Source organism: Azospirillum brasilense (assembly GCF_005222205.1).
Taxonomy (GTDB): domain Bacteria; phylum Pseudomonadota; class Alphaproteobacteria; order Azospirillales; family Azospirillaceae; genus Azospirillum; species Azospirillum brasilense_G.
The window spans coordinates 1,321,336-1,335,117 of the sequence record NZ_CP032345.1 but is presented as its reverse complement, the minus strand read 5'-3'; the positions used below and the strand labels follow the sequence as shown (position 1 = coordinate 1,335,117).

Annotated in this window: 16 protein-coding genes; 13 read left to right on the top strand and 3 right to left on the bottom strand. The window is 70.3% G+C overall.

From position 1 onward, the window contains the following. Positions 1–34: 34 nt before the first annotated feature. Both D3869_RS06535 and D3869_RS06530 read left to right on the top strand, forming a co-directional pair. On the top strand, positions 35–640 hold the full coding sequence (locus D3869_RS06535) for a general stress protein (RefSeq protein ID WP_137139396.1): 606 nt from the start codon (positions 35–37) through the stop codon (positions 638–640). 104 nt (positions 641–744) lie between these two features. After that, entirely contained in the window at positions 745–1,512 is a 768-nt protein-coding gene (locus tag D3869_RS06530) for a sulfite exporter TauE/SafE family protein (RefSeq protein WP_137139395.1), read from the top strand. 36 nt (positions 1,513–1,548) lie between these two features. Here D3869_RS06530 and D3869_RS06525 read toward each other — a convergent pair whose 3' ends face one another. After that, complete coding sequence (locus tag D3869_RS06525) at positions 1,549–2,445, bottom strand: methyltransferase domain-containing protein (protein ID WP_137139394.1); 897 nt, start codon at positions 2,443–2,445, stop codon at positions 1,549–1,551. A gap of 92 nt (positions 2,446–2,537) precedes the next feature. Between D3869_RS06525 and D3869_RS06520 the strand changes: the two genes are divergently transcribed. From D3869_RS06520 to D3869_RS06505, 4 genes are all read left to right on the top strand, one after another. Continuing rightward, positions 2,538–2,804, top strand: coding sequence for a flagellar biosynthetic protein FliQ (locus D3869_RS06520; RefSeq protein ID WP_035669536.1), 267 nt, complete (start codon positions 2,538–2,540; stop codon positions 2,802–2,804). A 15-nt stretch (positions 2,805–2,819) separates the two neighbouring features. Further along, positions 2,820–3,563 carry a ComF family protein gene (locus D3869_RS06515; protein ID WP_137139393.1) on the top strand — a complete coding sequence of 248 codons (744 nt, stop codon included), beginning with the start codon at positions 2,820–2,822 and terminating at the stop codon, positions 3,561–3,563. 89 nt (positions 3,564–3,652) lie between these two features. Further along, complete coding sequence (gene grxC, locus D3869_RS06510; protein WP_114859043.1) at positions 3,653–3,916, top strand: glutaredoxin 3; 264 nt, start codon at positions 3,653–3,655, stop codon at positions 3,914–3,916. Beyond that, positions 3,913–4,749: a carbon-nitrogen hydrolase family protein gene (locus D3869_RS06505; protein ID WP_137139392.1), complete on the top strand. Its 837-nt coding sequence runs from the start codon at positions 3,913–3,915 to the stop codon at positions 4,747–4,749. The genes grxC and D3869_RS06505 overlap by 4 nt, the downstream gene beginning before the upstream one ends. Positions 4,750–4,756: 7 nt before the next feature. Here D3869_RS06505 and D3869_RS06500 read toward each other — a convergent pair whose 3' ends face one another. Further along, positions 4,757–5,362: a class I SAM-dependent methyltransferase gene (locus D3869_RS06500; RefSeq protein ID WP_137139391.1), complete on the bottom strand. Its 606-nt coding sequence runs from the start codon at positions 5,360–5,362 to the stop codon at positions 4,757–4,759. 131 nt (positions 5,363–5,493) lie between these two features. Between D3869_RS06500 and D3869_RS06495 the strand changes: the two genes are divergently transcribed. The 6 genes from D3869_RS06495 (at position 5,494) to D3869_RS06475 (ending at position 10,795) form a co-directional block, all read left to right on the top strand. Next, positions 5,494–6,018 carry a DUF1178 family protein gene (locus tag D3869_RS06495; protein ID WP_137139390.1) on the top strand — a complete coding sequence of 175 codons (525 nt, stop codon included), beginning with the start codon at positions 5,494–5,496 and terminating at the stop codon, positions 6,016–6,018. A 218-nt stretch (positions 6,019–6,236) separates the two neighbouring features. Next, a complete protein-coding gene (locus tag D3869_RS06490; protein ID WP_109070658.1) occupies positions 6,237–6,539 on the top strand; it encodes a DUF485 domain-containing protein in 303 nt (100 codons plus the stop codon). Beyond that, positions 6,539–8,257, top strand: a complete 1,719-nt coding sequence (locus D3869_RS06485; RefSeq protein WP_137139389.1) for a cation acetate symporter — start codon at positions 6,539–6,541, stop codon at positions 8,255–8,257. The genes D3869_RS06490 and D3869_RS06485 overlap by 1 nt, the downstream gene beginning before the upstream one ends. A gap of 117 nt (positions 8,258–8,374) precedes the next feature. Then, on the top strand, positions 8,375–8,956 hold the full coding sequence (locus D3869_RS33590; protein ID WP_247895747.1) for a cyclic nucleotide-binding domain-containing protein: 582 nt from the start codon (positions 8,375–8,377) through the stop codon (positions 8,954–8,956). A 44-nt stretch (positions 8,957–9,000) separates the two neighbouring features. Beyond that, positions 9,001–10,191: a putative nucleotidyltransferase substrate binding domain-containing protein gene (locus tag D3869_RS06480; protein ID WP_247895746.1), complete on the top strand. Its 1,191-nt coding sequence runs from the start codon at positions 9,001–9,003 to the stop codon at positions 10,189–10,191. Between the two features lie 28 nt (positions 10,192–10,219). Beyond that, on the top strand, positions 10,220–10,795 hold the full coding sequence (locus D3869_RS06475) for a DNA polymerase III (protein WP_247895745.1): 576 nt from the start codon (positions 10,220–10,222) through the stop codon (positions 10,793–10,795). A 7-nt stretch (positions 10,796–10,802) separates the two neighbouring features. On the opposite strand, the gene D3869_RS06470 is transcribed toward D3869_RS06475, so the two are convergent. Further along, the gene (locus D3869_RS06470; RefSeq protein ID WP_137139388.1) at positions 10,803–12,491 is read right to left on the bottom strand and encodes a sensor histidine kinase; all 1,689 of its coding nucleotides are present in this window, start codon (positions 12,489–12,491) and stop codon (positions 10,803–10,805) included. A 166-nt stretch (positions 12,492–12,657) separates the two neighbouring features. Here D3869_RS06470 and mtnA point away from each other — a divergent pair, with 166 nt between their 5' ends. Continuing rightward, entirely contained in the window at positions 12,658–13,767 is a 1,110-nt protein-coding gene (gene mtnA, locus D3869_RS06465) for an S-methyl-5-thioribose-1-phosphate isomerase (RefSeq protein WP_137139387.1), read from the top strand. The last annotated feature ends 15 nt before the right edge of the window (positions 13,768–13,782 follow it).

Sequence of the window (13,782 nt, the reverse complement as noted above, 5' to 3'; positions counted from 1 at the left end):
CAGCGACCGGGAAGCGCAACAGGGGAAGACCGCCATGACCTTCGAGAACGATGTGAACGCGAACCGCTCCGGCGGCCATCTGCGCGGCGCCGTGCGCGAGGCCGTGGGCATCTTCGCCAGCCGCGACGCCCTGCAGAAGGCCGTCGATGAGCTGACCCTGGCCGGCTTCCAGCGCCATGAGCTGAGCGTGCTCGCCAACGACCAGACCATCCGCGACCATCTCGGCCATGTGCCGGAGCGGGCGGAGGACATCGCCCACGACCCCGACGCGCCGCGCCAGTCCTACGTCTCGCCGGAGGATGTCGGCAGCGTGAAGGGCGTGGCGGTGGGGTTCCCGGCCTATGTCGGGGCGATCCTGGCGACCGGCGCCGTCCTGGCGACCGGCGGCACGGCCCTGGCCGCGGCGGCCGCGGCGGCCGCGGCGGGGGTGGGCGGCGGCGCCATGGGCTCGGTCATGTCGAACTGGCTGACCGACAAGCGCAACGAGCCGATGCTGCAGCACCTCGACAAGGGCGGCATCCTGCTGTGGGTCAATCTGGCCGACGCCGGGCGCGAGCGGCAGGCGCTGGAGATCATGAACCGCCACGCCTCCCAGCCGGTCGAGGTGCATGAGGTGGCGCAGTCCGGTTCCGAGACCTGATCCCGAAGGCCGACCCGGCGCGGGCCGGCGCCCGTTGACTCAGGTCATGGCCTTCGCGGCGGGCTTCCCCTATACACGGGCGGTCTTCCAACCGGAGGTCCGCCTTGGACACCCACTCGGCCCTGACGCTTCTCGAAGCCGGCCTCAACCAGTGCGCCGTCGTCATCGACCGCGACGGCGGGCTGCTGGTGGCGCTGCTGACCGCCGGGCTGGTCGGGGGATCGACCCACTGCGCGGGCATGTGCGGCCCCTTCGTCCTGGCCCAGGTCACCGCCCGGCTGGAGCAGGTCCCGGCTTCGCGGATGAGCGAGTTCCACCGACTGGCCGGTGCGGCGGTGCTGCCCTACCATCTGGGGCGCGGCACCACCTACACGCTGATCGGCGCGGCGGCGGCGATGGTCGCCGGCCATGTCGGGGCGCTGCCGGGGCTGAAATGGCTGTCGGTGGCGCTGCTGGCCTTCGCGGCGCTGTTCTTCCTCGGCTATGCGGTGAAGGGGCTGACCGCCTGGATGCCGAAGCTCGACGGCGCGGTGCAGCGCTGGTGGGGCGACCGGGTGTCGAGGCTGGCCCGTCCCCTGTTCGGCAACCCCACGGGCTGGCGCGGCTACGGGCTTGGGCTGGCGCTGGGATTCATCCCCTGCGGTCTTCTCTATGGCGCCGTGGCGGTGGCGGCGGCGAGCGGCAGCGCGCTGACCGGGGCGCTCGGCATGGCGGCCTTCGCGCTGGGCACCCTGCCGAGCCTGCTGGCGGTCGGCCTCGCCGGGCATCTGGCGGGGCGCACCTGGCGGTCCGCGGTGGCGCGGGCGGCGCCGGTCATCATGGTGGTGAACGCCGGCGTGCTGGGCTGGATGGCGGTCCGGATGATCGGGTGACGATCCGAACCGCGCTGACTCCCGCCCCGCTCCGGATTACTGAAGCTTTTCCGCCGATCCCTTCAGCGCCTCGCCCAACGGAATCTCCCCGCAGCCGGGCTTGAGCGGCTGCTGCTGGCTCTCGTGCGGCGACCAGCCGGCGAGGTAAAGGATCTGGAAGGTCGCCTCGATGCGCCCGTCCGGCTCGGCGTAGCGCTCGGCGTAGCGGCGGGCGGCGTCGAACAGCAGGGCGCGGGTGGCCGGCACCTTGCGGCGGGCCAGGACGGCGTTGGTCTCGCCCATGCCGCGCAGGTCGCGCATCAGGCGGAAGGCGTCGCTGTAGGTGACGGTGATGACGTCGCTGTCCACCACCGGCAGGGCGAAGCCGGCGCGCTGCATCAGCCCGCCGACGTCGCGGATCTCGGCGAAGGGCGACACGCGGGGCGACACACCGCCGGCCACCTCCATCTCCGCCTCGTACAGGCAGCGGCGCAACTCCAGCAGCGTCTCCCCGCCCAGCATGGCCGCGCAGAAGAAGCCGTCGGGCTTCAGCGCCTGCCGCACCTGGACCAGCGCGCCGGGCAGGTCGTTGACCCAGTGGAGGCTGAGGTTGCTGACCACGAGGTCGAAGGTCTCCGGCACGAAGGGCAGGAACTCCTCGTCGGCGGCGACGGCCAGCGGACCGGCGCGCCGGGCGAAGCCGGGGGCGAGGTCGCAGGCGACCAGCGTCTCGACGCCCTTGCGCCCGCGCAGCGTCCGCCCCATCACCCCGTCATGGGCGCCGAGGTCGAGCACGGTGGGAAAGGGCCGGGCCACATCCTCCAGCCGGTCGACGAGGCGTTCGGCCACCTCTTCGAACAGGAAGGCGTGCTCGGCAAAGGCGGGGACGGCGCGGTCGCGGCGGCGGCGGACGAGCGCGCGGTCGAAGACGGTCATGCTGTCGGGCGTGGTCATGCCCGCAATATAGCCCAGCCCCGGCGGGCTACAACCATCGGCGAAAGGGCGGCGCCGTGCTATGGTCGGCCGCGAACCTGCGGGAGCTTGCCATGGGCATTGAGGAAGCCATCGGCGCCACTTACGAGGCGCTGATCGTCATCATCAAGATCACCACCCCGGTCCTCGTCGTCACCACGGTGCTCGGCATGCTGCTGACGATCTTCCAGCAGGCGACCAACATCAACGAATCGACGCTGCAGCAGGACCTCAAGATCTTCGCGACTCTGGCCATCCTGTTCATCACCGGGCCGGCGATCTACATCGCGCTGCGCGACTACACCTTCGTGATCTTCGACCGGATCGCCGGCCTGAACTGAGAGGGGCATGCCGCCATGGTCCTTCCGCAGCGGCTGGCGACCAGGGTTCTGGCGGGGATTCTCGACACGCTGCTGCCGCCGCGCTGCCTGTGCTGCGGCGGGGCGGTGGACCGGCAGGGCGGCCTCTGCGCGCCGTGCTGGAGCGGCCTGACCTTCATCGCGCCGCCCGCTTGCGCCTGTTGCGGCACGCCCTTCGATTTCGCGCTGGAGGGGGAGCCGCTGTGCGGCGCCTGCATCGCCGAGCCGCCGGTCTTCGCCCGCGCCCGCGCCGTCCTGGCCTACGACGACGGCAGCCGCCCGCTGGTGCTGGGCTTCAAGCACGGCGACCGCATCCACGCCGCCGCGGCCTACGGCGCCTGGATGGCCCGCGCCGGGGCGGAGCTGCTGGCCGATGCCGACCTGCTGGCCCCGGTGCCGCTGCACCGGCTGCGGCTGTTCCGGCGCCGTTACAACCAGGCGGCCCTGCTCGCCCAGGCGGCGGGCCGGCAGGCCGGGCGCCCGGTGCTTCCCGACCTGCTGGTCCGCCGGCGGTCCACCCCGTCGCAGGGCGGGCTCGACCGCTCGGGGCGGCGGCGGAACGTCCAGGGAGCCTTCGCGGTCCGGCCGGGGCTGGAGGCGCGGGTGACCGGGAAGCGCATCGTTCTGGTCGACGATGTGCTGACCACCGGGGCCACCCTGTCGGAATGCGCGCGGGTGCTGCGGCGCGCCGGGGCGGAGCGGGTGGACGCGTTGACCCTGGCGCGCGTCGTCAAGACGTGAGCCGTGGGTGTGAGCCATGAAAACGTAACGGGTGACGCCGTACGGCGGTTGATCTTATAACCGTTCAAAACAGCCAAGGAGCCCTCCGCATGGCCGACGTCGTCATCTACACCACGCCCTTCTGCCCCTACTGCTCGCGCGCCAAGCGTCTGCTCGACAGCAAGGGGGTGGCGTATGAGGAGATCGACCTCTACATGCACCCGGGCCGCCGCGAGGAGATGGTGCAGCGGGCCGAGGGGCGCATGACCGTGCCGCAGGTCTTCATCGACGGGAAGCCCTACGGCGGCTCCGACGACATCCACGCGCTGGACCGTGCCGGCAAGCTCGACCCGATCCTGGGAATCGGGGGATGAGCGGCGTCCTGAAGGCCGCCTGCGTCCAGGTCAACGCGGGCACGGAAATCCTTCCGAACCTTCAGGCGGCGGGCGATCTGGTCCGCCGGGCGCGCGACGCCGGGGCGGACTTCATCGCCCTGCCCGAGAATGTCAGCATGATCGTCCAGGGCCGCGCCAAGGTGCTGGAGCGGGTGAGGACGGCGGACGAGCACCCGGCGATCCCCTTCTTCGCCGATCTGGCGCGGGAGACCGGGGCCTGGCTGCTTGCCGGGACGCTGGGCGTCCTGCTCGACGACGGGCGGGTGGCCAACCGCAGCTATCTGTTCGACGCCGAAGGGCGGGCCGTCGCCCATTACGACAAGCTCCACATGTTCGACGTGGACCTGAAGGGCGGGGAGAGCTACCGCGAATCCGCGACCTTCCGGCCCGGCGACCGCGCGGTCCTGGCCGCCACGCCCTGGGGCGGGGTCGGCATGACCGTCTGTTACGACCTGCGCTTCGCTTATCTCTACCGGGCGCTGGCCCAGGCCGGAGCGTCGATCCTGACGGTGCCGGCGGCCTTCACCGTGCCGACCGGGCGGGCGCACTGGCACACGCTGCTGCGCGCCCGCGCCATCGAGGCGGGCTGCTTCGTCCTGGCCCCGGCCCAGACCGGCAGCCACGACCAGGGACGGCTGACCTACGGCCACTCCCTGATCGTCGCCCCCTGGGGCGAGGTGCTGGCCGACGCCGAGGAGGCGGTGGGCTTCGTCCTGGCCGAGTTGGACATGGCCCGCGTCGAGGAGGCCCGCCGCATGGTGCCGGCCCTGAGCCATGACCGGACCTTCACGCTGGACCGGGTCGGCTTCTGAGCGGGCGTCAGGCCGGCAGGGGCCTGGGTTCCGGGTCGCCGTCCAGGCCGTGTCCGGCCTCCAGGTCCTTGACCGCGCACAGCCGCTGCATCACCGCGGCCTTGGGCGAGGCGACCTCGCCATGCTCGTAGGCGATGACCTGGAGACGCCCGCGCGCCACCTCCAGCAGCTCGCCACTGCGCAGCAGGAAGGCGGGGGAGGCGGGGCGGCCGAAGCGGGCGTTGCCCAGAGCGAAGGTCTCGTAGAGCAGCAGGCCGCCGGGTTCCAGCGCGTCGAGGATGGCCGGGAACAGCGGACGGTGCAGGTAGTTGGTCACCACGATCGCGGCGAAGCGGCGGTCGCGCAGCAGCGGCACCGGCGCTCCGCTCTCCAGATCGGCCTCCACCAGCTCCACCCCCGCCGTCCCGGTCAGGTCGGCCACGCCGCGCAGGTCGCGGTCCAGCCCGACCACCGGGTGGTTGCGCGCCTGGAACAGCCGCAGGTGCCGTCCCGACCCGCAGGCGAGGTCGAGCACCGGGCCGCCCGCCCGCACCAGCGGCGCGAAACGCGCGACCCAGGGGGAGGGCGGACTGATCGCGGCGTGCGGCGATCCTGCGGTGGACGGTGTGGACAAGGGACGGACGCTCCCGCTCTTTCATGACGCGTGTTTGACCGCGACGCCGGCGTCGTGCTGAACTGGCAACCGGTCACCGACCGTATATCATGACCATCCGGTCTTCTCACCTTGGAGCATCCGACGGGGACATGATCCTCTTCGTTCTGAAATGCACGGCCGACCACCGGTTCGAAGCCTGGTTCCGCAACGGCGACGCCTACGAGACGCAGGCCGCCGCCAAGGCCATCGCCTGCCCGGTCTGCGGCGACACGCACATCACCAAGGCGCCCATGGCGCCGCGCATCGCCAAGGGGGGCCGCGCGAAGGACGAGGCGGCCCGCGAGGGCGGCGCGCCGGAAGGCACGCCTGCGGCGGGCGGCGGCGCGGCGGCTCCCGCCGCTCCCCCGGCGCCGACGACCCCGTCCGTGCCGGCGGAACTGCGCGAGCGCTTCGCGGCGGAAGTCATGCGCCAGTTGACGGAAGTTCGCCGCGCGGTTGAAACGAACTGCGACTATGTCGGGGACCGTTTTGCCGAAGAGGCCCGGCGCATCCATTATGGCGAAACCGATCCACGCGGGATCTATGGCGAGGCCACCGACAAGGAAGCGGAGGAGTTGAAGGAGGAAGGTGTGACTTTTGGTCGCATACCTTGGCTTCCGCGCACCAATTCTTAAGCCCACGCTTCACAATATTTCGTGCCCCCATTGCCCTTTCGCTGCCATGGGTTAGTGAACGAACCTCCGGAACAACGGCCGCGGGCTGCGTCAAGGCGCTTTTTAGCGGTTGGCCTGCATCAAAGTTGTTGACGGGATAGTTCGTTACAAAGACCATATGGTCCGAGTGTCTAATATGACCTTGCAAAAATCGCTCGGCACTCGCGAGGGGACGCACTATGAAAGAAAACGCTCAGAGGATTCTCGCGAATCCCAAGTTTCAGGAGCTGGTGCAGAAGCGTAGCGCATTCGCGTGGACGCTTTCGATCGCCATGCTCGTCATCTACTTCGGCTTCATCCTGCTGGTCGCCTTCGGCAAGGGGTTCCTGGGTACCCCGATCGGCAATGGCGTGACCACCTGGGGTATCCCCGTCGGCCTCTTCACCATCATCTCGGCCTTCATCCTGACCGGCATCTACGTGCATCGGGCGAACGGCGAGTTCGATGAGCTGAACCGGCAGATCATGGAGGAGTCGAAGTGATGCGTTCGCTGGTCAATCGTGTGGGCGTCGCGGCCGTCGCGGCCGGCGCGCTCATCCCCGCGTCGGTGCACGCGGCGGCGGTCGAAGGCGCGGTCCAGAAGCAGGCGACGAACTTCTCGGCGATCGTCATGTTCCTGGTCTTCGTGCTGGCCACGCTCGGCATCACCTACTGGGCGGCGCGCCGCACGAAGTCGGCGAAGGACTTCTACGCCGCCGGCGGCGGCATCACCGGCTTCCAGAACGGTCTCGCCATCGCCGGCGACTACATGTCGGCGGCGTCCTTCCTCGGCATCGCCGGCCTCGTCTACACCTCCGGTTTCGACGGCCTGATCTTCTCGGTGGGCTGGCTTGTCGGCTGGCCGATCATCCTGTTCCTGGTCGCTGAGCGCCTGCGCAACCTCGGCAAGTACACCTTCGCCGACGTCGCCTCCTACCGCTTCCAGCAGACCCCGATGCGCACCATGGCCGCCTGCGGCTCGCTCGCCACGGTGACCTTCTACCTGATCGCCCAGATGGTCGGCGCCGGCAAGCTGATCCAGCTGCTGTTCGGCATGGACTATCTGTGGGCGGTGGTGATCGTCGGCGTCCTGATGATCGCCTACGTGACCTTCGGCGGCATGCTCGCCACCACCTGGGTGCAGATCATCAAGGCCGTGCTGCTGCTGTCGGGCGCCTCCTTCATGGCCTTCGCGGTGCTCGCCAAGTTCGGCTTCAGCCCGGAGGCGATGTTCTCCACGGCCGTGCAGGTCCACCCGAAGGCGACCGGCATCATGGCGCCGGGCGCCCTCATCACCGACCCGGTCTCGGCGATCTCGCTGGGCATGGCGCTGATGTTCGGCACCGCCGGCCTGCCGCACATCCTGATGCGCTTCTTCACGGTGTCGGACGCCAAGGAGGCCCGCAAGTCGGTGTTCTACGCGACCGGCTTCATCGGCTACTTCTACATCCTGACCTTCATCATCGGCTTCGGCGCCATCGTGCTGCTGCTGGCCCCGGACGCCACCGGCGCCTATCCGTTCCTCGACGCGGCCAAGCTGGCGGCGGCGGGCGGAAAGCCCAACCCGTCGATGATCATCGGCGGCTCCAACATGGCGGCCATCCACACCGCGCACGCGGTGGGCGGCGACCTGTTCTTCGGCTTCATCTCGGCCGTGGCCTTCGCCACCATCCTCGCGGTGGTCGCGGGCCTGACGCTGGCCGGCGCCTCGGCCGTGTCGCACGACCTGTACGCCTCGGTGATCGCCAAGGGCCGCGCGTCGGAGCATGACGAGATCCGCGTGTCGAAGATCACCACCGTGGTCATCGGCATCGTCTCGATCTTCCTCGGCATCGCCTTCGAGAACCAGAACGTGGCCTTCATGGTCGGCCTCGCCTTCGTGATCGCGGCCTCGGCGAACTTCCCGGTTCTGCTGATGTCGATGTTCTGGAGCCGGATGACCACCCGTGGCGCCGTTCTCGGCGGCTGGATCGGCCTGATCTCCTCGGTGACGCTGCTGATCCTGGGCCCGACCGTGTGGAAGTCGGTGCTGGGCAACCCGGCCGCCCTCTTCCCGTACGACAACCCGGGCGTCTTCACCATCCCGCTGTCGTTCCTGGCGATCTGGTTCTTCTCGATCACCGACAACAGCAAGGCGGCGCATGACGAGCGCGAGGCCTACAAGGCCCAGTACATCCGGTCGCAGACCGGCCTGGGCGCCGAAGGGGCTTCCGCTCACTAATGCGAATGGTCGCACCCACCTTCCGCAGATGAAGGGGCTGGTGTAATCTTCAAGGCGCCTCAAGACCACGGTCTTGGGGCGCCTTTTTTATTCACCCGCCGGTTCGTGGAGCGGATTTTGTCCGACGCTTTCGATTTCTCCGTCTCCCCCTTCGACCGCCTGACGCCGGAGCAGCGGCAGCGGCTCGCCGCCGCGCTCGACCTCGGCGTCTACGCCCGGGACGGGGTGATCCTGAGCCGGGACGAGCCGGCGGATTGCCTGTTCGTGGTGCGGCAGGGGCTGGTCCACGAACGCCGGGGCGGCGAGGTGGTGGCGGTGCACGGCGCCCACGACAGCTTCGACCTCCAGGCTCTGTTCTCCGACGGGCAGGCGCGCAGCTTCGTCGCGGCGGAGGACACGCTGTGCGATCTGGTGCCGCGTCCGATTCTTCTCGAACTGGCGCACGAGAACGCCGCCTTCGGCGCGGTGATCCAGCAGGAGTTCGCCGACCGGCTGAGCGCGCTGGCCAACGAGCGGTCCAACCGCGAGACCGCCGCGCTGACGATGGCGCGCATCCGGCAGGCCTATCTGCACCCGCCGGTCTTCGTCGCGGCCGGGGCGTCTCTGCGCGACGCCGCGGCGGCGATGAAGCGGGAGCAGGCGAGCAGCGTGCTGGTCCGGGATGGCGATCCGAAAAGGGGGGGCGCATCGGCATCCTGACCGGCACCGACCTGCGCGACCTCGTGGTGCTGGAGGGGCGGCCGGTGGACAGCCCGGTCGGGCCGCTCGCCCGCTACGAGCTGCTGGCGCTGGACCGCGACGACCTGCTGTTCAACGCGCTGATCCTGATGACCAAGCATTCGGTGCGCCGTCTGGTCATCACCGAGCAGGGGGCGGTCGTCGGCCTGCTGGAGCAGACCGACCTGCTGGCCGTCCTGTCCAACCATTCCCAGGTCGTCGCGCTCAAGGTCGAGCGCGCCGCGACGCCGGAGGATCTGGGCCGGGCCAGCCAGGACATCGTCGGGCTGATCCGCACGCTGCACGGCACGGGCGTCAAGGTCTCCTTCATCGCCGACCTCGTGACCGAGCTGAACCGCAAGATCTTCCGCCGCCTGTTCGAGCTGCTGGCGCCGCCGGACCTGCTGGCCAATTCCTGCCTGATCGTGATGGGCAGCGAGGGGCGCGGCGAGCAGCTCCTGAAGACCGACCAGGACAACGGGCTGATCCTGCGCGACGGTTACGACTGCCCGACGCTGGCGCAGGTGACCGACGCCTTCACCCGCCATCTGGTCGCGTTCGGCTACCCGCCTTGCCCGGGGCGGATCATGGTGTCCAACCCGGACTGGACGCGTCCGCTGGCGCTGTACAAGGATTCCCTCTTCCACTGGATCCACCGCCCCGACGAGGCGGCGCAGATGAATCTCGCCATCTTCTACGACGCGGCGGCGGTGGCCGGGGACGCGTCCCTGCTGGCCGAGGCGAAGGGCTACCTGCTCGGCCGGCTTCAGGACAACCAGATGTTCTTCACCGCCTTCGCCCGCCCGGCGCTGGCCTTCGACACGCCGTCGGGGCTGTTCGGCGGCCTGTTCGAGCGACGCCGCGGCGAGGCGGTGGACATCAAGAAGGCCGGGATCTTCCCCATCGTCCATGGCGTCCGCGCGCTGGCGCTGGAGAAGCACATGGCCGAGACCAACACGACCGAGCGCATCTGGGCGCTCGCCGACCAGGGCGTTCTCGACCGCGGCATGGCGGGCGAACTGGCCGACGCCTTCACCTTCCTGTCGACGCTGCGGCTGAAGGCCGGGCTGGACGGCAGCGTGTCCGGCACCCAGACCGACAACCTCGTCCGCACGGAGTCCCTGGGCAAGCTCGACCGCGACCAGTTCAAGGATTGCCTGGCGCTGGTGAAGAAGTTCAAGGAACTGCTCGCCTACCACTTCCACCTGAACCATTGACCCGCCGGGAGCGGGGAGAGGAGGCGGCATGCCGACCGAGACCATTGCCGGTGTGGTGGCCAACGGGGCGGTCGCGCCGTCCGTTGTTCCGGCCGTGCCCGAACATCCCGACCGCGCCCTTCTGCTGTCGGGGGAGGAAAGCGGGGAGCGGGTGGCGATCCATTGCGAGGCCACCTCCTTCGACGCGGCCACGGCCGACCTGCGGAGCATCGCGGCGGTGCGCATCCGCGGCAGCCGCGTCCTGACCAGCCAGCGCCTGATCCTGTCCTTCTGGCCCACCGAACCGGCGGAGCCGGCGCTGTCCCGCCTGCTGGCCTTCATCGGCAACCGGCCGCTGGTCGGCTACTACCTGGACTTCACCGTGGGGCTTCTCGACCGGCTGGTGCAGCCGATGGTGGGCATGGCCCTGCCGAACCCGCGCATCGAGGTGTCCAGCCTCTATTACGGCCGCAAGGCCAAGGCGCCCGGCAAATACGCGGTCGACCTGCGGCTGGACAGCATCCTGCGCGATCTCGACCTGCCGCCGCGCACCGGGGAGGACGCCTACGCCAGCGCGCTCGCCGCCGCCATGGTCTATCTGAGGCTGGAGCCGCCGCGGCCCTGATCGTTCCTCAGGCTGCCTTCGTCTGGGCTTTCGAAAGGGTCGGCACCGACACGATGAAGCGGGTGCCCGGCCCGCCGTCCGGCTGGCGCTCGATGGTCACCTGCGCCCCGGCCTGCTGGGACAGCGCCCGGACCAGGACCAGCCCCAGCCCGCTTTGACGCTTGTCGGTCGCGCGGTGCTGGACGGCCGACGGATCCGGCGGCAGGCCGGTTCCATCGTCGCGCACCACCATCGTCATGCCCTCCTCCCCCTCCGGCAGCAGCGTGACCGTGATCGTGCCGGGATGGCCGAGGGGGAAGGCGTGGAGCAGCGCGTTGGAGACCAGTTCGCTGGCGATCAGGGCGAGCGGGGTGGCTTGATCGACGTCCAGGCTCCAGGGCTGGGGGGCGTTCACCGTCAGCCGCGCCCCGGTCGGGTTGGTCGAGCGGACCAGCCCGTCGCAGAGCTGGCGCAGGTAATCGGCGAAATCGATGCGCGCCGGCTGGTCGGAGCGGTAGAGCAGCTCCTGCATCAGGCTCATGCACTGGATGCGGCGCAGGCTCTCGTCGAAGGCGCGGCGGGCCGGCTCGTCGATGCGGGCGGCCTGGAGGCGCAACAGGCTGCAGATGACCTGGAGGTTGTTCTTCACCCGGTGCTGGACCTCCTTCAGCAGGACCTCCTTGTCGGTCACCGCCGTTTCAAGCTGGGCGTTGGTCTGTTCCAGCTCCGCGGTGCGCTGGTGGACCCGTTCCTCAAGCGTGTCGTAGGCGTGCTGGAGCGCGTTCTCCGCCTGCCGCTCCCGCCGGGCGCGCTGCAAGGCCATCCCGCCGATCACCGACACCGCGGCCAGCGCCGCCAGCGCGTAGGAGATGTAGGTCCAGAGCTGCCCCTGCCAGCGCTCCATGACGCTGCTCACCGGGATGGCCACCTCCGCGGTCAGCGGCACGCTGTCGACCCGGCGGAGCGCGGTGATCTCCGGCTCCCCGGCGGCCTCCGCCGCGGCGCTGTCGGTGGCGTCCGGCCCCTGGGTCTCGCGCAGCAGCACCGTGCCGTCGGCCCGGCGCAGGGTGATGGAACGTGCGTAGTCGAAGTCGAAGCTCTTGTAGATGTCGCGGACGTAGCGCGGCGAGACGGCGACGAGGGCCACGCCGCGGAATTGACCCGGTGCGGCGGCCAGCGGTCGCGCGAGCAGGATCAGCGGCTCCTGGCTGTACCGGCTGTTGTCCAGGGCGGTGATGAAGAGATGGCCGCCCGCCTCGCTGCCGCCGGTCCGCTGGGCCACGAAGTAATCGCGGTCGGCGACGTTCATCGCCGGGGTGGGAAAGCGGCGGGTGGTCAGGACGGCGTTCCCCTCGGCGTCGAACAGCCAGATCGACACCAGATAGGGCGTGCCCCGCACCAGCGCCGCGTAACGCTCCCACCCCGCCCGGTCGCCGGGCAGCGGGGCGTCCGCCGGTCCGGCGAGCTGGACCGCCTGCTTCAGGATCAGGTCGCTGGTCTCCACCAGCCGGGCCGCATGCTCGGCGACCAGCAGGCTGGCGTTGCCGGCGGTGTCCTGGGCGTGCTGCAGGGCCGCCGACCGGTCGCGCAACGCGAAGCTGGCCGACAGGCCGAGCGTCAGCAGCAGCGCCACCGCGCAGACCATCAGCACCAGCGCCGATCCCGGCATCCGGTAGAGCAGAGGGGAACCTTTGGATCGCAGGGCGCGGAGGGGCATGGGGACGGTGCTTCGGGGCATGGACGGTGGTGGCTTTCGTGGCGGACCAACACTTTTTTGCAGGCTCCTGTTCCCTGGGTACGCCCGTTGAACCGCGCCGCGCCACCCCCTATTGTCGCGCCGGGCCGAAAGGCCGAAGCAGCATCGAGCGCGGGGAGTATGGCGTATGAAGATCGACGGCACGGCCTATCGCACGATCTGGCTGGCGCAGGACGGCTGGTCTGTGGAGATCATCGACCAGACGCGGATGCCGCATGATTTCGCCGTCGCGCGGCTGACCAACCTGCAGGAGGCCGCCCACGCCATCCGGGCCATGCTGGTGCGCGGCGCGCCGCTGATCGGGGCGACCGCCGCCTACGGCGTCGCGCTGGCCATGCGGGCCGACCCATCCGACGCGGCGCTGGAGGAGGCCGGCGCGCGGCTGCTCGCCACCCGCCCGACCGCGGTCAACTTGCGCTGGGCGCTGGAGCGGATGCGCGCCCGCTTGGCGCCGCTGCCGCCCGCCGCCCGCGCCGGGGCCGCCTACACCGAGGCCGCCGCGGTCTGCGACGAGGACGTCGCCATCAACCGCGCCATCGGCGAGCATGGCGCCGCCCTGATCCGCGAGGCCGCCCGCCGCAAGGCCCCGGGCGAGCCGGTGAACGTGCTGACCCACTGCAACGCCGGCTGGCTCGCCACCGTCGATTGGGGCACCGCGCTCGCCCCGGTCTATGTCGCTGTCGAGGAGGGCGTCCGCCTGCATGTCTGGGTGGACGAGACGCGCCCGCGCAACCAGGGCGCCAGCCTGACCGCCTGGGAGCTGAACCGCCACGGCGTGCCCCACACGGTGGTGGTCGACAACACCGGTGGCCACCTGATGCAGCACGGCATGGTCGACCTGTGCATCGTCGGCACCGACCGCACCACGGCGACCGGCGACGTCTGCAACAAGATCGGCACCTACCTGAAGGCGCTGGCCGCCCAGGACAACGGCGTGCCCTTCTACGTCGCGCTGCCCTCGCCGACCATCGACTGGGGCATGGCGGACGGGGTGAAGGAAATCCCCATCGAGGAGCGCGACGCCCGCGAGGTGACCGAGCTGACCGGCCTCACCGCCGACGGGCGGATCGAGACCGTCCGCGTCACCCCGGCCGGCAGCCCGGCGGTCAATTACGGCTTCGACGTCACCCCGGCCCGTCTGGTGACCGGTCTGGTGACCGAGCGCGGCGTCTGCCCGGCGAGCCGGGAGGGTCTGCTGGGTCTGTTCCCGGAGCGGGGCGGCGCCGCGGCGCGCTGACGCCCTCCGTCTCCG